Source organism: Nocardioides sp. NPDC054178 (assembly GCF_055585005.1).
On sequence record NZ_JBVJKY010000002.1, the window covers coordinates 1,083,512 to 1,104,868 of the forward strand.

The window sequence follows — 21,357 nt, forward strand, 5'->3', positions numbered from 1 at the left end:
GCGAGCGCATCGATGCCCTTGAACGAGTCCAGGAGCGGCCTGCTGACGGCGATCGAGTCGAACCCCGGAAGGAGCGAATTCACCCCCGACAGGATCTGGTGATCTTGACCGCTGGTAGTTGTCACGTGGCTTCTCCTTGATCGAAGGCGACGTGTGTGGACGCCTCCTTTGAAATGGTATCGCCCGGGACCGACATCGTGCTTCGCCACACACGGCCGCTTGCCTGTGGCTGTCGCGTCGCGTCGACTCCGGGATCGTGCAGGCGTGGATGGACCATGAGCCGATCGCGACCACGAATCTCTACCTCCACTTCGTCGGCAACGGTGCCCATGAGTACGGCCTCGACCGGCTCAACGAGGAGCGGAAGCCGCGCCCCAAGAAAGGCCGTAAGAAGGGTCATGAACGGGCTCTGAGGAGGGTCCGGGGGCCACCGGGGGCCACGAGCGGCCGGTGAAGGCGAATGACAAACAACAAACCCGGCCCTCGCAGCCATATTCTGGCTGGTCAGAACCGGGTTTCTATCAGAGCCGCCTGTCGGAATCGAACCGACGACCTTCTCATTACGAGTGAGACGCTCTACCGACTGAGCTAAGGCGGCGTACCCGTCATCCGTTACCGCATGAAGCGGGTCTGGTTGAGCGGACCGGATGAGTGTACCGAGACTGCGCGCTCGACACTAAAACGGTGCGCCTCGACGTGCTCGTCGATGGTCGTGCGGGTGGGCTTACCCTTGCCGATCAGGCGGCCCAGGCGGCGAACGCCGTGCTTCATTACTGCTCTACTCCCCTATGAACATGCCTCAACCACCGACTGCGGACGCAGTGGTGGTAAGTCAATGATGACCTCCAGCGATTCATAGAGGTAGACGATCTTTCCTTGGAAAGTCATAGGATGTCTCTATGTTGTCGCTGCACCAGCTCCGCGTGTTCCTCGCGGTCTACGAGCATGGCTCGCTGACCGCGGCGGCCGAGGAGCTCGGGTATGCGCAGCCGTCGATCTCGGAGCAGGTCAGGAGCCTGGAGCGTACGCTCGGCGTCCAGCTGTTCCGGCGGGTCGGGCGTGGGGTGGTGCCGACCGGGGTCGCCGACGAGCTGAGACCGCACGCGGAGCGTACGGTCGCGGCCGCGGAGGACGCGCGCAAGGCCGTGCAGGCGGTGAAACAGTTCGAGACCGGAACGATCCGGTTCGGGATGTTCGGGATCGCGCGGCTCTACGGCGGGGCCGGGCTGGTGGCCGACGTGCTCGACCGATACCCGGGCGTGCGCGTCGAGCTGATCGGGCAGAACTCCGCCGAGGTCCAGGAGGACCTGCGACGTGGACGGCTCGAAGCGGCGATGCTGCTGGTCGGCAGCGTCTCCGGTCCGGGGCTGAAGGTCACCCCCGTGGCTCGCGATGAGCTCGTCTACATCTCGGCCGACCCGGCCCACCTGGCCACGCCGGTCACCCCGCACCGGCTCTCGCTGGCCACCCTGGCCATGTCCGACACGAGCTGGAGCGCCGAGGACCCGACGCGGGTCACCATCCGCAACCTGCTCCACGAGACCGGTCGCAACCCACCCAGCCGGATCGAGGTCGAGGACATCGAGACGGCCGTCGAGCTGGTGGGGATGGGGTACGCCGACAGCGTCCTCGCCAAGGGAGCAGCCGAGCAGCTGCTCCCCCGGCTGGCGCCGAAGGCGGGCTGGGTGTCACTGCGACCCCGGACGTACGACACCTTCGCCATCGTCCACCGCACCGACGCCACCCTCTCCCCCGCCGCCACGCTGATGATCGAGCTGGCCACCAAGCGGATCCAGGCCATCGCGGACCCGGTCCACCGGCGGTAGCGGGCGTTCCTCGGTCGTGGTGCCCTCAACCTGTCGAAGGGTATGCAGCCGAAAGCTCACATCCCGCGCGGAGCTCCGCGGGGGATGTGAGCCTTGACCTACATACCTTGATGAAGGCTCAGGTCACTCGCAGCCGTAGCCGTCGTTGTCGCGGTCGAGGCGCCACGGGTCCGAGCTGTTGTTGATCCGCACGGGCTTCTTGTAGGCCGGGATCTCACCGCAGTCGCGGTCGTTGGCCGAGGTGGCGTTGTAGACCTTCTCGCCGTTCTTGTAGGTGTAGTCCAGCGTCGAGCTGGTGCTGCCGGACGAGCCGCGCTTCTTCAGGTAGAACGACGCGGACACATCGGCCTTCCGGATGGAGTCCCCACGGAACTTCCAGCGGTAGTAGCGGCTGGCCGCCGGGGCCGTGATCACCGCGCACTTCCCGTACTTGTTGGTCACGCAGGACGTCACGTTGCCCCAGCCGCCGCTGTTCTTCTGCAGGTAGATCCGCTTGCCCTTGAGCACCTTCCCGCCCGCGGTCAGCTTGCCGACGATGCGATACGACTTCGATCCGTACTTGCTCACGGACACCTTCACGACGGAGGTGGCGATCTTCGGGACAGACACGGCAGCGCTGTACTTGCCGCCATAGGTGAACCGGTACGTCGCGCCGCGCGTGCCGACCGCGGAGACCCAGCCGGTGGAGCTGGTCGTGCGGTGCGCCACCGTCTTCCAGGTGGTGCCGGACTTCCGCTGGATGGCGACCGACTTGCCGACGACAGGCTTGCCGTTGTCCTTCACCTGCGACTTGATCGTCGTGCCCGACCGGCTGGCCGAGAGGGTGTAGCTGTGGGCGGCCCGGATGGTGAACGCATCGGTGACCTCGGCCGAGTCGGTCCAGGTGCCCTCCGCGTCCGAGGTGAAGACGTAGGCGACCGCGCGATAGCTCCCGACCGGAAGCAGGGAGCAGAGGTCGCCGTCAGCCGATCCCTCGGGGAAGTCGAAACCCTCGATGTAGTTGGTCACGTCGTCTCCGTCGGAGTCGAAGACGGCGACCTCCCAGCTCACGGTCGGGTTGGTGAACTCGTCGCTGTAGTTCGCGCCGAACGAGACGTCCACGGACACCGGGATGTTCGTGCCCTTGACCCCGTAGAGGTCACAGTTCTGGGCCTTCGTCACGTCGTTGACGGTAAGAGTGGCGGAGCCACCGATGTAGGACAGCGGGGCGGTGTCAGCGTGCGCTGGCTGGCTGCCGATCACAGGCGCTACCGCGACGGCCAGGGAGGCGACCGCAGTGGCAGCGAAAGCTCTCGTCGTTGAACGGATTCGCTGGCTGATGATCACGTGTTCGTGACCCTTCTTCTCGAAGTTAAATTTCCGAGAAGTGATCCTCTGAGCCGGAGCGATCCACGGGTCGGGCTCCGCGGTTAACTCCCCCACATCGGGTATATGTGAGAGTTCAACTACGTCGGCCGAGGGTCCGTGCAGGTGCCCACTCGGCCGACGTCAGTGACGTCTCGGCTTCAGCACTCCAGGCCGTCGTCGGGGACCTTCCCCTCGACGAGGTAGTCGTCGATGGCGTCGTCCACGCAGCCGTTGCCCTGCATGTAGCCGGTGTGGCCGTCGCCGTCACGGGAGACGAGTACGCCGTTGTCGAGAGCCTTGGCGAGGGCTTCGGCCCACTCGTAGGGGGTGGCCGGGTCGCGGGTGGTGCCGATGACGACGATCGGGTTGGAGCCCTCGGCGTCGATCTCGGGCTCGGGCTCGGTGGCCTTGAACTTCTCCGCGGCGCAGCCGTTGAGCATCCAGGCCAGGGCGGCACCGAAGGTGGGAGCGGCCTCCTCGAAGGCGGGCACCTGCTTGCGCACCTCCTCCGGGCTGAGGCCCGAGGAGTCGTCGAGGCAGTTGATCGCCCAGTTGGCTTCCATCGTGTTGTTGATGTAGCCGCCGTCGGGGTCACGGCCGGCGTACTGGTCCGACAGGTTCATCAGCTGGGACCCGTCACCCTTCAGCGCCGCCTGGAGGGCGTCGGTGAGGTAGGGCCAGTAGGACTCGACGTAGAGCGGGGTGATCAGGCCGTAGAGGGCGTTGCCGGCGGTCAGCTCGCGGTCGCCGGCCGGCAGCGGCTCGGCGTCGATGTCGGCCATCAGCTTCTGGACGCGCTCGACGCCGGCGTCGACGGAGTCACCGAGGAAGCAGCTGCCTTCGTCGACGCAGTTCTCGACGTAGGAACGGAGCGCGACCTCGAACCCCTTCGCCTGGGCGAGGTTGGCGTCGAGGACGCTCAGCCCAGGGGCGATCGCGCCGTCGAGCACGAAGCGGCCGACCCGGTCGGGGTAGAGCTCGGCGTAGGTCGAGCCGAGCTGGGTGCCGTAGGAGGCACCGAAGTAGTCGAGCTGGTCCTCACCGAGCGCAGCCCGGAGTACGTCCATGTCCCGCGCCGCCTCGACGGTGCTGACGTGGGCGGAGATGCCGTCCTTCTGGGCGGCGCAGCCGTTGGCCATCTCGACGCCGGTGTCGACGTACGCCTTCTCCTCGGCGGGGGTGTCGGGGTCGGGGTCGACCGCGACGTAGGCGTCCAGGCTCTCGTCGTCGAGGCAGTCGACCGGGGTGCTCTGCCCGACACCGCGCGGGTCGAAGCCGACGATGTCGTAGGAGTCGCGGACGGTGGAGCTGAAGGACTGGTTGTTGTAGAGGGCGTAGTCGATGCCGGAGCCGCCCGGGCCACCCGGGTTGATCGCCAGCGACCCGATCTTCTCCTTGTTGGCCGGGTCCTTGATGACGGCGACCTCGATCGTGCGGCCGGTGGGATCGGAGTAGTCGAGCGGCACCTCGAGGGTCGCGCACTCGAAGGCGCCGTTGCACGCCTTCCAGTCCAGCTTCTGGCTGTAGAAGCTCTGCAGCTCCTCGGCCGGGGCCGCGGTCGCCGCGGCGCTCGGACTCACCTGGTCGGCGTCCGGGGTGCCGCCGCCGGCACCACAGCCTGCGGTGATCACGGTCAGAGCGGTCAGCGCGACGGCGCCGGTGACTGCGTTGAGTTTCACTGATCTCCTCCGGGCGGCAACAGCGCCACCATCATCGCTTCCAGCACCAACTGGGGCTGCACGTTGAACTCCAGCAGCTGCTCGCGGGCCTCGAAGACCGCCGCGATCCGCTGCAGGTTGAGCTCGGGGGTCGAGGCGGCGACGAGCTGCTCGATCTCGCGACGGTGCTCCTCGTTGACCAGGGTCACCGGAGCGCCCGCGGCCATCGTGATCGCGTCGCGGTAGACCGAGACCAGGTCCATCAGCCCACGGTCGATCACGTCACGGTGACGGCGGGTGGCCCGGCGCTTCTGGTCCTTCTCGAGCGCGGACAGCGCCGGACCGTACTCACGCGGCCGGCGGCCTCGCTCGACCACGCCGTAGCCCGCGTCGAGGTCGGCCTTCTCCCGGGCGTCGAGGTCGGCGGTGACCGCGTCGGCCTCCTCCTTGGAGACCGCAGCGAGCTCACCGGCGGCCCTGAGCGCGTCGGCGAGGGTGCTCAACCGGGTCGGATAGGCCACCACCTGCTCGCGCCGGCGGCGGGTGTCGTCGTCACGGGCCAGCGCCTTGGCCCGGCCGATGTGGCCCTGACTCGCGCGTGCGGCGTAGGCCGCGCGCGCTTCGTCGACACCGAGCGTGCGCTGGAGGAAGGCGGTCACGTCGGGAGCCGTCGGGGTGGTCAGGGTGACCAGCCGGCACCGGGACCGGATGGTCGGGAGGACGTCCTCGACCGTCGGCGCGCAGAGCATCCAGACCGTGCGGGCGCCGGGCTCCTCGACCGCCTTGAGCAGCGCGTTGTTGGCCTGCTCGGTGAGCCGGTCGGCATCCTCGATGATCAGGATCTGCCAGCGGCTCCCGGCCGGGGAGAGCGCGGACTGACGGACGAGGTCGCGGATCTCGTCGACCCCGAGGGTCAGCTTCTCGGTGCGCACCAGGTTGACGTCGGCGTGGCTGCCGGCGAGCACGGTGTGGCACGCGTGGCACCGACCGCAGCCGCCGTCGGGGCACTGGAGCGCGGCGGCGAAGGCGATCGCGGCGTTGGAGCGGCCCGAGCCCGGCGGGCCGGTGAAGAGCCACGACTGGGTCATGCCGTGGCCGCCGGCGGCGGTCCGGAGCGTGGGGATGAGGTGGCGCTGGCCGACGAGGTTGTCCCAGACCGAGGTGGTCGCGACGTTCATGCCGTCACCGCCTGGGCGAGAAGGGGCTCGAGCCGCGCCAGCACCGCGGCGTGGATCTCCTCGACCGGGGCGCGGGCGTCGAGGACCAGGTAGTGGTCGGGGTTGCGCTCGGCGAGCGCGACGAACGCGGAGCGCACCCGCTGGTGGAACTCGACCGACTCCTGCTCCATCCGGTCGCGCTCCTCGAACCGGGTGAACCCGGCCGTCGGATCCAGGTCGAGCAGGACGGTCAGGTGGGGCCGCAGGTCGGCGGTCGCCCACCGCGCCACCTCCTCGAGCTGCGCGGCGTCCAGCACCCGGCCGGCGCCCTGGTAGGCCAGCATCGAGTCGACGTACCGGTCGGTGACGACCACCTCGCCCCGCGCCAGCGCCGGGCGGACCATCGACTCGATGTGCTCGGCCTTGTCGGCGGCGAACAGGAGCGCCTCGGTCCGGTCGTCGAGGTCGCCGGTCTCCGGGGACAGCACGATGCGGCGTACGTCCTTGCCCACGGCCGTGTCGCCCGGCTCGAAGGTCAGCAGGACCCGGTGGCCGCGGGCGGTCAGGGCCTCGTGGAGCAGCCGCGACTGGGTCGACTTGCCCGACCCCTCGCCGCCCTCGAAACAGACGAAGACCCCGCGCTCTGCATAGACACCCGGAAACCTCACGAGGCAAACCTACGGGGTAGGACCGACAACCTTTGAGTACGCCGCCCGCAGCAGTGGTGATTGCGGCTGCCGAACGACACCCCACAGGTTAAGGTTCGGCTCGACCTCACGCTGACCCAAGGAGTTCCCCGGTGATCTACGTCCTGATCGTCCTGCTGCTGGCCGCCCTCGCGGTCGCGGGCTACCTGCTCTGGAAGAGCCGGCAGCAGCCGACGGCGCAGCGGGAACCCGACGACTTCATCGGCGACCAGCACAAGCACGCCTCCGACCAGCTGCGCCAGATTCGCAACGGCGACGTCGTCGAATACCTCGGCCACAACTGGTTCGTCCGCGGGCGGATCGACTTCGACGAGCACGGCTACCGCTGGACCGAGCACATGCTCGACGACGCCGAGGGCAAGAAGTGGCTCTCGATCGAGGACGACGAGAGCTTCGAGGTCTCGCTGTGGCACGCGATCCCGCTCGGCGACATCGAGCAGGGCACCGTCGGTGACCGCGACATCATCGTCGGGGGCGTCGCCTACCGCCTCCAGGAGAAGGGCTCCGCCGCCTTCACCGCCACCGGCGCGACCGGCACCGCGCCTTCGGGCACGGCCAAGTACGCCGACTACAAGGCGGTCGACGGCAAGCTGCTCGGCTTCGAGAAGTGGGGCAGCAACTGGGAGCCCTCCCTCGGCGAGGTGCTGCAGCCGTTCGAGCTGACCGTCTACCCCTCCACGGACCGGCCCGCGACGCTGGACGACGCGTGACGCTTCTCGACGTCCCGTTCGCGGACGTACGCGGCGACACCCTTCGCTGGACCCTCGCACCGATCCCCTGCACCCCGCTGGCCTCTCGGACGGTCGACCTCGGCAGCGGCCTCACGGTCACGCTGAGCGTCCTGGGCGCCAGCCACCAGGTCGTCGTACGCCGCCACGACCTCCCGCTCCTGCACGAGACGGTCGCGTGCGGGATCGCCGAGGCCGAGCCGCTTCCGGAGACGCATGCGGCGGGCGGCTACCGCCTCGCCTCGCAGGTGGAGGAGGTGGGCCCCGAGGAGCTCGCCACACAGGCGTCGCGGCTCGTGGAGCGGCTGCGCGGACGTACGGACGCCGTCGTCGCCCACTTCCCGGGCGACCCGCACGCGGTGACCGCCCTGGCCCTGGACCGCGCCGGCGAGGGGGCCGGCGTCCGTCAGCTCACCTGGCACACCTGGCACACCTACCCACAGACCGGCGAGATCGTCGCCACCACCACCAGCTACCGGCCCGAGGAGGTCACACGTGTCTGAACCCACCGGCTCCGGGGGCTCGAACCGCAAGCTGATCGGCTGGGCGATCGTCGCGGCGTGCGTCGCGCTCGTCGTCATCATCGTCATCGCCGTGTCGGGTGACGGGAACAGCCCCGAGAAGTACCTGCGCAAGAACTTCGACCACGTCAGCGGCTCCGATCCCGACAGCGATGCCGGGATCGTCTTCGAGGACGACGGCACGGTGAGCTCGGTCGCCGACAAGATCGCGCGCGACACCGACGCCGACGAGAACCGCGCCGAGGGATCCAGCCACTACCTGCGCTACGACGACGACTGGCTGGTCGTCGTGGAGCCGCGTACGCCCTCGGGCTCGACGATCACGCTCTACGAGTACGACCGTGGCTACCGCCACCACGCCACGGTGATCGGACTGTGGGGCTGGAACAGCTTCTACGGCCGCAACAGCGGTGGCGGCAGCAGCGGCGACTCCTTCCGCGGCGGCGGCAGCGGATTCGGCAAGTGACCACCCTCAGACTGGAGATGAACCGATGACTGACCTTGTGAGCGGACTGCTGTCCACCGTCGCCTTCGCCGCCCTCGGGCTGGTCCTGCTGGTGATCGGCTTCTACGTGATCGACCTGCTCACGCCCGGGAAGCTGGGGCAGCTGATCTTCGTGGAGCACCGCCGCGACCCGGCGCTGCTGCTCGGCTCCTCGGTCGTCGCGATCGCGACGATCGTGGCCACCTCGATCTACACCGCGGAGGAGGACACGCTCCAGGGGCTCGCCGAGACCGCGGCGTACGGTCTCATCGGGATCGCCCTGCTCGCCTTCGCGTTCGTGATCCTCGACCTGCTCACCCCGGGCCGGCTCGGTGAGCTGATGACCGACGACAAGGACGACCCGGCGATCTGGGTCACCGTCGCGGTGCAGCTGGCCGTCGGCGTGATCGTCGCGGCCTCGATCACGTGAGCCTGACCCTCCCTTCGTTGTCCGCGCTGCCGGAGGGACGAGCGGCCCGGCTGCTCGTCCTGGCGGCGGTGTTCGTCTGCGCGGCGTGCGGGCTCGTCTACGAGCTCGCGCTGGTGACGCTGGGGAGCTATCTGCTCGGCAACTCGATCGCGCAGACCTCGCTGGTGATCGCGGTGTCGATGTTCGCGATGGGCATCGGCGCCGTGCTCGCCAAGCCGCTCACCACGCGGCCGCTGCGCTCGTTCGTGGGCGTGGAGATCGCGCTCGCCGCGGTCGGCGGTGCCTCGGTGCCGGCGCTCTACGCGGCGTTCGCGTGGCTGCATCTCTACACCCCGATGATGCTGCTGGTGACGTTCCTCATCGGCGCCCTGGTGGGCGCCGAGATCCCGCTGCTGATGGAGCTGCTGCAGCGGCTGCGGCGCCAGCAGGCCTCGCTCGCGGTCGCCGACATCAACGCGGTCGACTACGTCGGGGCGCTCATCGGCGGGCTGGCGTTCCCGTTCGTGCTGCTGCCGACCCTGGGGCTGCTGGTGGGGACGGTGGCGACCGCTGCCCTGAACGTCCTCGCCGCCTGGACGGTCGGTGTCGCCCTGGCCGGCTCGCGCCGTCAGCGCGGGACGGTCACGGCGATCTGTGGCGCGCTCGCGGTCGCCCTCGGCCTGACCGCGGTGACCGCCGACTCCTTCGAGCTCAACGCCCGGCAGGCGCTCTACCGAGACCCGATCATCCACTCCGAGCGCTCGCCCTATCAGGAGATCGTGGTGACCCGGGGCGCTCCGGTGGGACCGGAGTTCGACGACGTACGGCTGTTCCTCGACGGTGACCTGCAGTTCTCGTCCTTGGACGAGTATCGGTACCACGAGATGCTCGTCCACCCGGCGATGAACGGACCGCACGCGCGGGTGCTGATCCTGGGTGGTGGCGACGGGCTCGCGGCGCGGGAGGTGCTGCGCTATCGGTCGGTCTCGTCGGTGACGCTGGTCGATCTCGACCCGGCGGTGGTGTCGCTGGCGCGCTCCTTCGAGCCGGTCTCGTCGCTGACGGCCGGGTCCTTGGAGGACCCCCGCCTGACGTACGTCGCCGACGACGCCTTCTCCTGGGTGCGCGACTACTCAGGAGCGCCGTTCGACGTGGTCATCGCCGACTTCCCCGACCCCGACTCGACCGCGCTGGCCAAGCTCTACTCCGTCGAGAACTACAGCATGATCGCGCGGCTGCTCGCCCCGTCCGGACGGATGGTCGTGCAGTCGGGCAGCCCGTTCTTCGCGCCGGACGCGTTCTGGTCGGTGCGGCACACCCTCACCGAGGCCGGCTACCGGACCACTCCCTACCAGGCGGACGTGCCCTCCTTCGGGAACTGGGGCTACGTCCTCGCCTCCCGCGAGGGCTCCGCCCCCGAGCTCGGTCTCGACGACGAGGTGCCGGGCGGGCTGCGCTACGCCAGCGACGCCGTGCTCGCGGCGGCCGCGTCGTTCCCACCGGACCGTGCCGAGCGGCCGACCTCGGTCACCACGCTGCTGGACCCGGCGATCCTGGACTACGCTCGCAAGGGCTGGGTGGGCTACTGATGTTCTTCCTGCTCCGCCTGGTCCGGCGCACCTCGCGGCACTACGCCTGGGTGCTCCCCCTCGCGATCATCGGCTTCGTCTTCGTCACCGGCTGGATCGCGATGGCGCTGGCCCAGCCGGGCAGCGACATCGTGCACCCCACCAACTACTGGTGGTGGTTCCTGGTCACCGCGACCACGGTCGGCTACGGCGACCTCTTCCCGGAGACCACCGGTGGCCGGTTCGTCGGGGCGTACGTCGTCTTCGGCTCCATCACCACCCTCGCCATCTTGTTCAGCCGGATCTCGGCAATCATCGAGAACGCCAAAGGACGCCGCATGCGTGGAGAGATCAGCTTCAGCGGACGCAACCACATCGTGCTGCTCGGCTACACCGCCGGGCGCACCGAGCGGATCCTGGAAGAGCTGCTCGCCGAGCCCGACCGCGAGGTCGTGCTCGCGACCGGTGAGGACCAGCTCTCCGAGCACCCCTCACCCGGGGAGGACCGCCTGCATTTCGTACGCGGCGACATCACCGACCTCTCCGTGCTCGCTCGGACCGGGCTGTCCGGCGCGCACAGCGTGCTGATCGACGCGCGCGACGACAACGAGGCGGTCACGCTCACCGTCGCGGCCAACACCGCCGCTCCGTCCGTGCACACCATCGTGGCGCTGCGGGACCTGCGGGTGCAGCGCACCATCTTCCGCGTCGACACCACCGTCCACTGTGTCCAGTGGCACAACACCCAGCTGATCGCCGAAGAGCTCAGCGACCCCGGGATCGCCGAGGTCTACCAGGAGCTCGCCACCGCCGGTGGCAAGGGCACCTACTCGCTCACCGTGCCTCCGTCGGCCGCGACGGTGAGCGTCGGCGACTGGCAGGGGGCGCTCGGCCGATCCCACGGTGCCACTCTGCTCGCCGTCCGTGCCGACGACGGCATCCAGGTCAGCCCGTCGTGGGACCTGCCCGTCGCACCCGGCGCGCGGCTGTTCTACATCGCGGCCGACCGGCTGGACTACGACGAGGTCGTCGGGTCGCTCGGCTGACTGGCCCTACGCCACCAGTTGTGAAGCTGAGAGTGACCTCTAGGCCACGCTCAGCTTCACAACCCGGTCAGGACTTCTTCGTCGCGGCCTTCTTGGTCGTCTTCTTGGCGGTCGACTTCTTCGCCGTGGACTTCTTCGCGGTCTTCTTCGTCGTCCGCTTGGTGGTCTTCTTCGCCGGGCCCTTGGCGCGCTTCTCGGCGAGCAGCTCGGCGGCTCGCTCGGCGGTCAGGGTCTCCAGGTCGTCGGCGGCCCGGAGGGTGGCGTTGTATTCACCGTCGGTGACGTAGGGGCCGAAGCGACCGTCCTTGACGACCATCGGCTGCCCGGAGACCGGGTCGGGGCCGAGCTCCTTGAGCGGCGGCTTGGCGGCGGCCCGGCCACGCTGCTTCGGCTGGGCGTAGATCTGCTCGGCCTCTTCGAGGGTGATCGTGAGGAGCTGGTCCTCCGAGCTCAGCGTGCGGGAGTCGGTGCCCTTCTTCAGGTAGGGCCCGTAGCGGCCGTTCTGGGCGGTGATCTCCTCGCCGTCGGCGGCGGTGCCGACGACCCGGGGAAGGGTCAGCAGCTTGACCGCGTCCTCGAGGGTGATGGTCTGGAGGTTCATGCTCTTGAAGAGGCTGGCGGTGCGGGGCTTGGCGCTCTTCTTCGCGTCTTCGGGGAGCTGCTCGGTGACGTAGGGACCGAACCGGCCGCTCTTGGCGACGACGGTGAGCCCGGTGTCGGGGTGGACGCCGAGGTTGAGCTCCTCGCCGGCCGGGTTGGCGAAGAGCTCCTTGGCCTTCTCCAGGGTGAGCTCGTCGGGCGGCAGGTCGTCGGGGACGTTGGCGCGCACCGCGAACGGGGTGCCGTCGTCACCCGGACCCTCGATGTAGGGACCGTAGCGGCCGACCCGGAGGTTGACCCCGGACTCGGGGCCGCCGACCGGGAACGTCGCGAGCTCGCGGGCGTCGATGTCGCCGAGACCGTCGACCAGCGGCTTGAGGCCCTTGACCCGCTCGGAGCCGAAGTAGAACTCGCCGAGCTCGGTGGTCATGTCCTTGTCGCCCTTGGCGATCTCGTCGAGGATCTCCTCCATGCTCGCCGTGAACCGGTAGTCGATCTGGCGCGGGAAGTGCTCCTCCAGCAGCCTGACCACCGAGAACGCGACCCAGGCGGGAACCAGCGCGGTGCCCTTCTTGAAGACGTAGCCGCGGTTGATGATGGTCTGGATGATGCTCGCGTAGGTCGACGGGCGACCGATCTCGCGCTCCTCGAGCTCACGGACCAGGGTCGCCTCGGTGTAACGCGCAGGCGGCTTGGTCTCGTGGCCGTCCGCGGTGAGGCTCGCGGCGTTGACCTGGTCGCCCTCGGCGAGGTTCGGCAGCCTCGTTTGCTGGTCGTCGGAGGTCTGGTCGGCGGAGTCGGTGCCCTCGACGTACGCCTTCAGGAAGCCGTGGAAGGTGATCACGCGGCCGGTCGCGGAGAAGACCACGTCCTCGCCCGTGGCCGCCGTGGCGCCGAGGCGGATCGCGACCGAGTTGCCGACCGCGTCCTTCATCTGGGAGGCGACGGTGCGCATCCAGATGAGCTCGTAGAGGCGGAACTGGTCGCCGGTCAGACCGGTCTGCGCCGGGGTGCGGAACGAGTCACCCGCGGGGCGGATCGCCTCGTGGGCCTCCTGGGCGTTCTTGACCTTGGAGGCGTACGTCCGGGGAGCATCGGGCAGGTATTCGGCGCCGTAGAGCTCCCTGACCTGAGCGCGGGCCGCGCTGACGGCGTCTCCGCTCAGGGTCGTGGAGTCGGTACGCATGTAGGTGATGAAGCCGTTCTCGTAGAGGCGCTGGGCGACCGACATCGTGGTCGACGCGCTCATCCCGAGCTTGCGGCTGGCCTCCTGCTGCATCGTGGTGGTGCGGAAGGGGGCGTACGGGCTGCGCTTGTAGGGCTTGGACTCGACGCTGCGGACCTCGTAGGTCTTGTTGTCGAGGGCTGCCACGAGGGACTCGGCGCGGTTGCGGTCGAGGTGGACGACCTTGTCGCTCTTCAGCAGGCCGTCGGGGCCGAAGTCGGTGCCACGCGCGACGCGGTTGCCGTCGATCGAGGTGATCTTGGCCGGGAACATCCGCGGGTCGTGGTCGGAGCCGGCGTCGAAGGTGCCGGCGAGGTCCCAGTAGGAGGCGGTGCGGAAGGCGATCCGCTCGCGCTCGCGGTCGACGACGAGCCTGGTGGCGACCGACTGGACACGCCCGGCGCTCAGGCGGGGCATGACCTTCTTCCACAGCACCGGGGAGATCTCGTAGCCGTAGAGTCGGTCGAGGATCCGGCGGCTCTCCTGGGCCTCGACGAGGTCCATGTCGAGCTCGCGCGGGTTGTCGGCGGCGGCCAGGATCGCGGCCTTGGTGATCTCGTGGAAGACCATCCGCTTGACCGGGATGCCCTTCTTCGGCTTCAGCTCGTCGAGAAGGTGCCAGGCGATCGCCTCACCCTCGCGGTCCTCATCGGTGGCGAGGTAGAGCTCGTCGGCGTCCTTGAGGAGCGACTTGAGCTTGGCGATCTGCTTCTTCTTGTCGCTGGGCACGACGTAGTAAGGGGTGAAGCCGTTGTCGACGTCGACGCCGAAGCGCCCCCACGGCTTGTCCTTGATCTTGGCGGGGGTGTCTGCCGCGCTCTGCGGAAGGTCGCGGATGTGCCCGACGGATGCCTCGACGACATACCCCTGTCCGAGGTATCCGCCGATCTTCTGAGCCTTCGCCGGGGACTCGACGATCACCAACTTGTGTGCCACTGACGTCCTTATCTCACTGCAGCAGAGCCTGGCACCACTGACAAGCTCTGGCGAGACACGTTAGCGCGTGTCTCCAGCCGGCATGGGTCCAGTCACCGCGGTTCATGCGGCACTGAGCTCTCGGACAACATGGCGTGTTGCCTTGGGCGCCGCGATGACAATACCTAGCACGCTCGGGAGCGAGAGCGCGAAATCGGTGTCTCATCCGGTCCTGTCCGAAAACTGTCGGTGCTCGTCCCTAAGGTGGCTCTCGAGGACGGCGAGACCCATCCCGAATCGAGAGGTCTCTGCTGATGATCGACGCCGAATACATCGACTACACGGAAGGTCTGACCACGCCCCCGGAGCATCTGGTCTGCTCCGAGTGCGCCCAGCTGCTCACCCGGACCAACGTGATCCTGGAGCGCCTGGAGGCCGAGCTGACCCGGCCCCGGTGGCCGGAGCCGGACACACCGTCACGACCCGACCACGAGGTGGCGCTGGACTGGCTGGCCGCGCTGTGCGGCGGCCACGAGGCGGTCACCGCGCTGGAGGCCGCGCCGCTGGTGGAGGACGGCCTGGACCTGCCGGTCGTGGAGGATGCGGCGGGACGTACGCAGCTGGAGGCGGTGGCCGCGCTGCTCGACGAGGTCGCGGCCGACTTCCCGGTCGAGGAGGTCGGCTTCGCGTTGCGGCGGGCGCTGCTGCGGTTGTGGGAGATCGACCCGCTGGTCGTCGACCGGCCCAGGCAGCCTGCCGAGGTGGCGGGCGGGATCGTGTGGACGGTCCTCGGTGCCAACGGGCTCGCCGGACCGGGTGGTCTGGTGACCGCGACCGAGCTCAGGGAGCGGCTGGGCGTGACGAAGATGCCCTCGGCGCACGGCAAGCAGCTGGCGGCCGCGCTCCGTGGCTTCTGGCCGTGGCAGACGCAGCGCCCGTGGGGCATGCGCGACCTTCCCGATCTCGAGCCGCTGGGCTACCCCGACCTGCTGGTCTCGAGCGTGCGCCGCCGCCTGATCAGGCTGCGGGACCAGGCGTGCCTGGCGCGGGACGGAGGAATCCCTCGCTGACCAGCTCCTGGGCGATCGGCAGATAGCTGCTGCGCACGACCGCGGGGTCGCGGTCGAGGATCTGCGCGAGCGCGTCGAGGATCTGGCCGACGGTCAGGTCACCGTCGCAGGCGCCCGCGAAGGCCGCCTCGATGGTGTCCGCCTGGCGCGCGCGACGCAGGCCCCGCTGCTGGCGCAGGATGACGGTGCTGGGGTCCTCGGCGCCGGGCTGGCCGAGGGTCTCCTGCTGGATGTCCTCGACGAGCACCAGCGTGGAGTCCTCGGTGACCTCGACGCGGGCTGCCTCCCCCCACGCTCTGAGCGCCGGGGCGATCGGCTGCTCGACGTCGTAGGGCCACTCGAGGAGCTCGCGCTTCGGGCTGCCAGGGGCGCCGCCTCGGCGGTGCAGGTTGATCCAGCCGAACCCGACGCCCTCGATCTTCTGCTCCTCGAACCAGGACAGCCAGGTGTCGTAGCGGGTCAGGTAGTCCTGCGCGCCGTGGTGACCGGAGTCCTTGAGCCACAGCTCGACGTACGCGGCGGGGTCGAGGACCTCACGCTGGACCACGAACGCGTCGACGTCGTCCCCGAGCCAGCCCTCGAGGCGGTCGTCCCAGGGCTGGTCCTCGGAGATGATCCAGTTGCCCAGGATCTGACACCAGCCGCCCTCGGTGAGCATGCCGGGAGCCGCCTTGACGATGTCCTCGACCACCCGGTCGCCGGGGAGCCCGGAGTCACGGTAGACGAGGCGCTCACCGGTTGCCGGGCTGATCACGAACGGCGGGTTGGTGGCGATCAGGTCGAAGCGCTCATCGGCGACGGGCTCGAAGAACGACCCGTTGCGTACGTCGATCCGGTCCGCGACGTCGTTGAGGGCGGCGTTGAACGTGGTGATCCACAGGGCTCGCTGGTTGACGTCGGTCGCGACCACCCGGTCGCTGTGGGTCGCGAGGTGGAGGGCCTGGACGCCGCAGCCGGTGCCGAGGTCGAGAGCGGTGCCGACCTGGTCGCGGATGGTCAGCTGCGCCAGGGAGGTGGAGGCAGGGCTGATCCCGAGCACGTGCTCGGGGCCGACGCGTTGCGGGCCGCCGTCGAGCCCCGGCGTGAGGTCGGAGACGACCCAGAGGGCGGTGTCATCGGTGGCGTACGGACGTACGTCGAGGCGGGCCGCCACCTCGCCGACCGACTGCTCCAGGATCCCCTCGACCGCGAGCCGGTCGACGAGCCCGGGCAGAGCTGCCTCGGCGTGGTCCAGGGGCACGGTCGTCTGCAGCAGGAAGAGCCGGATGAGCGTCTCCAGCGGCGATCCTCCGTGCGTGCGCCGCCGGCCCGGGAGCGTCTCGTTGCGGCTCAGCGCGCTGTGCGCGGTCGGGCCGAGCAGCTCGGCGACGGAGTCGTAGGAGAAGTCGGCCTGCTGGAGGGCGTCACGGAGCCGGTGCGGGAGGTCACTCACACCTGGAGCCTAATGTGGGCTCGGGTCAGCCCGCTGCTGCGCCCTCGGCGCTGGCGTGGATGTCGAAGACCTTGGCGAGACCGGTGATCCGGAAGATCTTGAGCAGCCGCTCCTGGGTGCAGACCAGGCGGAGCATGCCGTTGTGCTGGCGCACCTTCTTCAGGCCACCGACCAGGACGCCGAGGCCGGTCGAGTCGAGGAACTCCACAGCTTCGAGGTCGACCACGATGTCGTAGTGGCCCCGGGCGACGAGCTCGGTGATCTTGTCCCTCAGCTTCGGCGCGGTATAGACGTCGATCTCGCCGCCCACGGCCACGATGGTGGCCGAGTCGAGCTCGCGAGTCGCAAGCGTCAGATCCACTTCGAAGTTCTCCTGCCAAGGAACGTGAGACAACCAGCTCCGGTCGGCCTGCCTGGTGTCCGATAGCCGGAGTCGATCGTAATGTAACCACGGCTCACCAGGATGCGCGTAAGAAACTCGCAACGTCATGGCTACGATGCGGGACCGCGAGCGTGGCCGCCACCAGGATTCTGGGAGAATGTTCAGGTGTTGACGACAGCGACCGGTGGGCCTTCGACAGGTTCAGGACAGCGTCTCGTACGCCGCCTCGCTGCCGTCCCGGGCCGCGAGGACCGACTCGCTCATCTCGAGCAGGTTCCGCCACGAGAGGCCGTCTTCGCCGACTGGCCGACGTGGGCTTCGGCCGATGTGGTCGCCGCCTTCGCCGCTCGCGGGATCGAGCGTCCGTGGCAGCATCAGGCGGTGGCCGCCGAGGCCGCTCACGAGGGCAGCCACGTGATCGTCTCGACCGGCACCGCCTCCGGGAAGTCGCTGGCCTATCAGCTGCCCGCGCTGACCGCGATCCGAGACGGACGTGGTCCACGTGGTGAACGCGGTGCCGGCGTCCTCTATCTCGCACCCACCAAGGCGCTCGCCCAGGACCAGCTGACCGGACTGCGCGAGCTGGGCGTCGACGTACGCGCGGTGACCCACGACGGTGACAGCACCCGGGAGCAGCGGGACTGGGCCCGCGACCACGGCGAGTACATCCTGACCAACCCCGACATGTTGCACCGATCGCTGCTCCCGGGTCATCAGCGGTGGGCGGCGTACTTCCGTTCGCTGCGCTACGTCGTCATCGACGAGTGCCATCACTACCGCGGCGTCTTCGGGGCGCATGTCTCGCACGTGCTGCGGCGGCTGCGGCGCATCTGTGCGCTCTACGGCTCGTCGCCGACGTTCATCCTCGCCTCGGCCACCGTCGCCGAGCCGTCGATCGCTGGCGAGCGGCTCACCGGCCTTCCGGTGCTCCCGGTGACCGCCGACGCGTCACCACGCGGGGAGCTCTCGATCGCCCTGTGGCAGCCGCCGCTGACGTCGCACGCCGGCGAGAACGGCGCCCCCGTACGCCGCGCGGCCTCTGCCGAGACCGCCGACCTCCTGGCCGACCTGGTCTCCTCGGACGTCCGCACCCTGGCTTTCGTACGCTCCCGGGTCGGTGCCGAGCAGGTCGCGCTGACCGCGGCCGCCGAGCTGGCCGAGGTCGACCCCTCGCTGCCCGGGCGGGTGGCGTCCTACCGCGGTGGCTACCTGCCCGAGGAGCGCCGGTCGATCGAGGCGTCGCTCCGCTCCGGCGAGCTGTTGGGGCTGGCGGCGACGAATGCCCTCGAGCTCGGCATCGACATCAGCGGTCTGGACGCGGTCGTGCTGGCCGGCTACCCGGGCAGGCGCTCCGCCTTCTGGCAGCAGATCGGCCGGGCCGGACGGGGCGCGGGCGACGCGCTCGGCATCCTGGTCGCCCGCGACGACCCGCTGGACACCTATCTCGTCACCCATCCGGACGCGCTTCTCGGTCAGCCGGTCGAGGCCACCGTCTTCGACCCCGCGAACCCGTACGTCGTCGGCCCCCACCTGTGCGCGGCGGCCCAGGAGCTGCCGCTGACCGAAGTGGACCTGCCGCTCTTCGGACCGGGTTCCCGGGAGATCCTGGACAACCTGGTCGCCTCGGGGCTGCTGCGCAAACGGCCCCGTGGCTGGTACTGGACCGACCGCCGGCGCGCGGCCGACCTCGCCGACATCCGCTCCTCGGGTGGGTCCCAGGTGCAGCTGATCGAGGCCGAGACCGGCCGGGTCGTCGGCACCGTCGACGCGGCGAGCTCACACGCGAGCGCGCACGCCGGCGCCGTCTACGTACACCGTGGCGAGACCTATCTCGTGCACGAGCTCGACCTGGACGAGAACGTCGCGGTCATCTCCCGCGACGACCCCGGCTACTCCACCTCCGCCCGGGAGATCACCGAGATCTCGATCGTCGCCGAGCGGGAGCAGGTCTCCTGGGGAGAGTGCCGCCTGGCGTACGGCGACGTCGACGTCACCCACCAGGTCGTCTCCTTCCTGCGTCGGCGACAGCCGAGCGGCGAGGTTCTGGGCGAGGAGCTCCTCGACCTCCCCGAACGTACGCTGCGCACCTCCGCCGTCTGGTGGACCGTTCCGGCCTCGGCCCTCGAGGCGGCCGGCCTGGAGAAGGCGGACATCCCGGGTGCCGCCCACGCCGCCGAGCACTGCTCGATCGGCCTGCTCCCGCTGATCGCCACCTGTGACCGCTGGGACATCGGTGGTGTGAGCACCGCGTCCCACCCGGACACGGGCATGCTCACCGTCTTCGTCTACGACGGACATCCCGGCGGCGCCGGGTTCTCCGAACGAGGGTTCCGTGCCGCCCGGGAGTGGCTCGGCGCCACCCTGGAGACCATCGAGGCGTGCGAGTGCGACGACGGCTGCCCGTCCTGCGTGCAGTCGCCCAAGTGCGGCAACCAGAACAACCCTCTCGACAAGCAAGGCGCGATCGTGTTGTTGCGGCTGCTGCTGCACGAATAGGCCTACCCTGGGTGAATGCTGATCTTGGGCCTTGTGCTGATCGTCGTAGCCGCAGTCCTCATCGTTCTGGGTCTCTTCACCACCGGTAACGGTGATCTCGACGACCCGACCGCGACCCTGCTCGGTCTCCCCGTCGGCTCGACCACGATCTTCGTGATCGGACTCGTCGCTGGCGTCCTTCTCCTCTTCGGCCTCTCGCTCACCAAGTGGGGCGGCAAGCACCAGATGAAGTACATGAAGGACAAGCGCCAGCTGCGGACCCTGACCAAGACGCTGCAGGATGCCGAGGCGAAGCCCGAGCCCACCCCTGAGCCCGAGCCCAAGTCCAAGTCCGAGCCCAAGTCCGAGGACGCCTAGTCCGACCGTGGCCCCGTGGGACCGGCCCTTGCCCTGGCGACCGGATCCCCCGGCTGACCGAGCCAGCGCGGACCCTCGACCCGCACGGTGACGGTGACGTCTTCGCCCGCGATCTGGCACGACTCCAACGTGGCGCCGTTGCGGTCGGTGATCGTCGTCGCTGCCGCACAGGCATCCTCGGAGACCTGGAGCGCGTCGGCTCCCGCCAACGCCGCCAGATCCGCTGCGGACTGGGCGGTGCGGTGGGCGACGAAGACCGCGCCCACCACACCCAGCGCCGCGCCGAGGAGGAGCAGCAGACCGATCGCGCCGACCGCGAACGGGGCTGCCGACCCACGCTCGTCCTTGCCCGCTCGGACCGTGCTCACGGCTCCCCCTGGGTCGACTCGGTCGCAGCGACCGCCTCCCCGCGCACGGTCACGCCCGGCATCCAGCTGAAGATCCCACCGGGCCCGGTCACTCGGGCGCGAGCCGAGGCGACCACCTCCTCGGCGCCGGCGCTGACGCTCACCTGCGTGCCCGCGGGCCCCACCCGACGCCCACGGGCGGCGGCTGAGCCGCTGTCGTCCCCTCGGGCGACAGCCCGGGCGGTCTCTCGGGCCGCGTCGACCACCTGGATCTGCGCTGCTCCCACCGACAGCAACCACACCAGGCCGATGGTCACGGCCACCAGAAGCGGGATCACCATCACCAGCTCGGCGGTGGCAGCGCCCCGCTCGTCTCGCTCCTTCCGCTGCCCGCAGAGCACGGTTCAGATCCCCAGGAGGCCGAGCACGTGCTGGAACAACCTGTTGAGCAGGTCGTTGCCGAACCCACCGGTGAGCAGCTTGTAGAGCAGGCCGGCGAGCCCCGCCCCGGCTGCCGTGCCGACGGCGTACTCGGCCGTCGTGATCCCCTTCTCGTTCTTCCGAAGCTGTGCCTTGGCCATGGTTGTTTCCTTCCGGTCGATGGCCGTCGGTACGGCCGTTCGAGGACGACAATGACCCGCTCCACCGACATTCGCGACCGCCATGTCACCGGCTGTGGAAAACCCCGTCCCGAACCCACCCTGTGGATGGCAAACGGTCCGTTGATCAGGTCAAACATCCCCGCCGAGGCGTCGCGTACGTCGGCCGAGTGGGCACCGATCTGCCACCTCGACCGACCGGACTGACGCCTCGACCAACCGGACTGACGTCTCGACCGACCGGAGTGACGTCTCGGCCGACCGGAGTGACGTGTCGGCTGACGCCTCGGCCGACGGGCTGACGTCTCGACCGACCGGAGTGACGTCTCGGCTGGCGCCCCGGCGACGGGACTGACGCCTCGCCCGACGGGGCTGACCTCTCGCCCGACCGGGCTGACCTCTCGCCCGACCGGGCTGACGCCTCGCCCAACCGGACCGACGCCTCGCCCAACCGGACCGACGCCTCGACGGACGGGCTCAGCA

20 protein-coding genes and 1 tRNA gene are annotated in these 21,357 nt (G+C 69.3%); 10 read left to right on the forward strand and 11 right to left on the reverse strand.

Features of this window, described 5'->3' with window-relative positions:
* Positions 1-525: 525 nt before the first annotated feature.
* A tRNA-Thr gene (locus ACZ6WN_RS11870) sits at positions 526-598 on the reverse strand.
* A gap of 301 nt (positions 599-899) precedes the next feature.
* On the opposite strand from ACZ6WN_RS11870, the gene ACZ6WN_RS11875 reads away from it, so the two are divergent.
* Entirely contained in the window at positions 900-1,826 is a 927-nt protein-coding gene (locus tag ACZ6WN_RS11875; RefSeq protein ID WP_465864836.1) for a LysR family transcriptional regulator, read from the forward strand.
* A 123-nt stretch (positions 1,827-1,949) separates the two neighbouring features.
* Here ACZ6WN_RS11875 and ACZ6WN_RS11880 read toward each other — a convergent pair whose 3' ends face one another.
* The 4 genes from ACZ6WN_RS11880 to tmk all read right to left on the reverse strand — a co-directional run bounded on the left by ACZ6WN_RS11880 (position 1,950) and on the right by tmk (position 6,656).
* Entirely contained in the window at positions 1,950-2,987 is a 1,038-nt protein-coding gene (locus ACZ6WN_RS11880) for an excalibur calcium-binding domain-containing protein (protein ID WP_465864837.1), read from the reverse strand.
* Between the two features lie 344 nt (positions 2,988-3,331).
* Positions 3,332-4,852 carry an alpha/beta hydrolase gene (locus ACZ6WN_RS11885; protein WP_465864838.1) on the reverse strand — a complete coding sequence of 507 codons (1,521 nt, stop codon included), beginning with the start codon at positions 4,850-4,852 and terminating at the stop codon, positions 3,332-3,334.
* Positions 4,849-6,009: a DNA polymerase III subunit delta' gene (locus tag ACZ6WN_RS11890; RefSeq protein ID WP_465864839.1), complete on the reverse strand. Its 1,161-nt coding sequence runs from the start codon at positions 6,007-6,009 to the stop codon at positions 4,849-4,851. The genes ACZ6WN_RS11885 and ACZ6WN_RS11890 overlap by 4 nt, the downstream gene beginning before the upstream one ends.
* Positions 6,006-6,656, reverse strand: a complete 651-nt coding sequence (gene tmk, locus ACZ6WN_RS11895; RefSeq protein WP_465864840.1) for a dTMP kinase — start codon at positions 6,654-6,656, stop codon at positions 6,006-6,008. Before tmk ends, ACZ6WN_RS11890 begins: the two co-directional genes overlap by 4 nt.
* Positions 6,657-6,787: 131 nt before the next feature.
* Here tmk and ACZ6WN_RS11900 point away from each other — a divergent pair, with 131 nt between their 5' ends.
* From ACZ6WN_RS11900 to ACZ6WN_RS11925, 6 genes are read left to right on the forward strand one after another with little or no spacing between them, the layout of a single operon-like run.
* Positions 6,788-7,405, forward strand: coding sequence for a DUF4178 domain-containing protein (locus ACZ6WN_RS11900; RefSeq protein WP_465864841.1), 618 nt, complete (start codon positions 6,788-6,790; stop codon positions 7,403-7,405).
* Positions 7,402-7,926: a DUF2617 family protein gene (locus ACZ6WN_RS11905; protein WP_465864842.1), complete on the forward strand. Its 525-nt coding sequence runs from the start codon at positions 7,402-7,404 to the stop codon at positions 7,924-7,926. The genes ACZ6WN_RS11900 and ACZ6WN_RS11905 overlap by 4 nt, the downstream gene beginning before the upstream one ends.
* A complete protein-coding gene (locus tag ACZ6WN_RS11910) occupies positions 7,919-8,410 on the forward strand; it encodes a DUF4247 domain-containing protein (protein WP_465864843.1) in 492 nt (163 codons plus the stop codon). Before ACZ6WN_RS11905 ends, ACZ6WN_RS11910 begins: the two co-directional genes overlap by 8 nt.
* Positions 8,411-8,435: 25 nt before the next feature.
* Complete coding sequence (locus ACZ6WN_RS11915) at positions 8,436-8,858, forward strand: DUF350 domain-containing protein (RefSeq protein WP_357336095.1); 423 nt, start codon at positions 8,436-8,438, stop codon at positions 8,856-8,858.
* Between the two features lie 17 nt (positions 8,859-8,875).
* Positions 8,876-10,426: a polyamine aminopropyltransferase gene (locus tag ACZ6WN_RS11920; RefSeq protein ID WP_465864844.1), complete on the forward strand. Its 1,551-nt coding sequence runs from the start codon at positions 8,876-8,878 to the stop codon at positions 10,424-10,426.
* The gene (locus ACZ6WN_RS11925) at positions 10,426-11,451 is read left to right on the forward strand and encodes an ion channel (protein WP_465864845.1); all 1,026 of its coding nucleotides are present in this window, start codon (positions 10,426-10,428) and stop codon (positions 11,449-11,451) included. Before ACZ6WN_RS11920 ends, ACZ6WN_RS11925 begins: the two co-directional genes overlap by 1 nt.
* Positions 11,452-11,518: 67 nt before the next feature.
* Here the strand turns inward: ACZ6WN_RS11925 and topA are convergent, their stop codons facing one another.
* Positions 11,519-14,212 (reverse strand): type I DNA topoisomerase, encoded by a 2,694-nt coding sequence (gene topA / locus ACZ6WN_RS11930; RefSeq protein ID WP_465864846.1) that lies wholly within the window; start codon positions 14,210-14,212, stop codon positions 11,519-11,521.
* A 293-nt stretch (positions 14,213-14,505) separates the two neighbouring features.
* Here topA and ACZ6WN_RS11935 point away from each other — a divergent pair, with 293 nt between their 5' ends.
* Positions 14,506-15,261 carry a hypothetical protein gene (locus ACZ6WN_RS11935; RefSeq protein ID WP_465864847.1) on the forward strand — a complete coding sequence of 252 codons (756 nt, stop codon included), beginning with the start codon at positions 14,506-14,508 and terminating at the stop codon, positions 15,259-15,261.
* On the opposite strand, the gene ACZ6WN_RS11940 is transcribed toward ACZ6WN_RS11935, so the two are convergent.
* Both ACZ6WN_RS11940 and ACZ6WN_RS11945 read right to left on the reverse strand, forming a co-directional pair.
* Positions 15,209-16,693, reverse strand: coding sequence for a DUF7059 domain-containing protein (locus ACZ6WN_RS11940; RefSeq protein WP_465864848.1), 1,485 nt, complete (start codon positions 16,691-16,693; stop codon positions 15,209-15,211). The genes ACZ6WN_RS11935 and ACZ6WN_RS11940 overlap by 53 nt on opposite strands.
* A 25-nt stretch (positions 16,694-16,718) precedes the next feature.
* Positions 16,719-17,054, reverse strand: coding sequence for an anti-sigma factor antagonist (locus ACZ6WN_RS11945; RefSeq protein WP_091044749.1), 336 nt, complete (start codon positions 17,052-17,054; stop codon positions 16,719-16,721).
* Positions 17,055-17,240: 186 nt separating this feature from the next.
* Between ACZ6WN_RS11945 and ACZ6WN_RS11950 the strand changes: the two genes are divergently transcribed.
* Positions 17,241-19,571, forward strand: coding sequence for a DEAD/DEAH box helicase (locus ACZ6WN_RS11950; RefSeq protein ID WP_465864849.1), 2,331 nt, complete (start codon positions 17,241-17,243; stop codon positions 19,569-19,571).
* Between the two features lie 15 nt (positions 19,572-19,586).
* Positions 19,587-19,928 (forward strand): hypothetical protein, encoded by a 342-nt coding sequence (locus ACZ6WN_RS11955; protein ID WP_465864850.1) that lies wholly within the window; start codon positions 19,587-19,589, stop codon positions 19,926-19,928.
* Here ACZ6WN_RS11955 and ACZ6WN_RS11960 read toward each other — a convergent pair.
* The 3 genes from ACZ6WN_RS11960 to ACZ6WN_RS11970 are packed head-to-tail and all read right to left on the reverse strand — an operon-like array spanning position 19,925 to position 20,856.
* Positions 19,925-20,296 (reverse strand): Rv3654c family TadE-like protein, encoded by a 372-nt coding sequence (locus ACZ6WN_RS11960; protein WP_465864851.1) that lies wholly within the window; start codon positions 20,294-20,296, stop codon positions 19,925-19,927. The two genes, ACZ6WN_RS11955 and ACZ6WN_RS11960, sit on opposite strands and share 4 nt — an antisense overlap.
* A complete protein-coding gene (locus ACZ6WN_RS11965) occupies positions 20,293-20,676 on the reverse strand; it encodes a TadE family type IV pilus minor pilin (protein WP_465864852.1) in 384 nt (127 codons plus the stop codon). Before ACZ6WN_RS11965 ends, ACZ6WN_RS11960 begins: the two co-directional genes overlap by 4 nt.
* 3 nt (positions 20,677-20,679) lie before the next feature.
* Positions 20,680-20,856 (reverse strand): DUF4244 domain-containing protein, encoded by a 177-nt coding sequence (locus tag ACZ6WN_RS11970; RefSeq protein ID WP_465864853.1) that lies wholly within the window; start codon positions 20,854-20,856, stop codon positions 20,680-20,682.
* Positions 20,857-21,357: the final 501 nt, after the last annotated feature.

Excerpts from the sequence above, each read along its gene's own strand:
- ACZ6WN_RS11875 (WP_465864836.1), top strand. The coding sequence starts at position 900 with ATGTTGTCGCTGCACCAGCTCCGCGTGTTCCTCGCGGTCTACGAGCAT.
- ACZ6WN_RS11890 (WP_465864839.1), bottom strand. The coding sequence starts at position 6,009 with ATGAACGTCGCGACCACCTCGGTCTGGGACAACCTCGTCGGCCAGCGC.
- ACZ6WN_RS11915 (WP_357336095.1), top strand. The coding sequence starts at position 8,436 with ATGACTGACCTTGTGAGCGGACTGCTGTCCACCGTCGCCTTCGCCGCC.
- ACZ6WN_RS11925 (WP_465864845.1), top strand. The coding sequence starts at position 10,426 with ATGTTCTTCCTGCTCCGCCTGGTCCGGCGCACCTCGCGGCACTACGCC.
- ACZ6WN_RS11935 (WP_465864847.1), top strand. The coding sequence starts at position 14,506 with ATGATCGACGCCGAATACATCGACTACACGGAAGGTCTGACCACGCCC.
- ACZ6WN_RS11955 (WP_465864850.1), top strand. The coding sequence starts at position 19,587 with ATGCTGATCTTGGGCCTTGTGCTGATCGTCGTAGCCGCAGTCCTCATC.
- ACZ6WN_RS11970 (WP_465864853.1), bottom strand. The coding sequence starts at position 20,856 with ATGGCCAAGGCACAGCTTCGGAAGAACGAGAAGGGGATCACGACGGCC.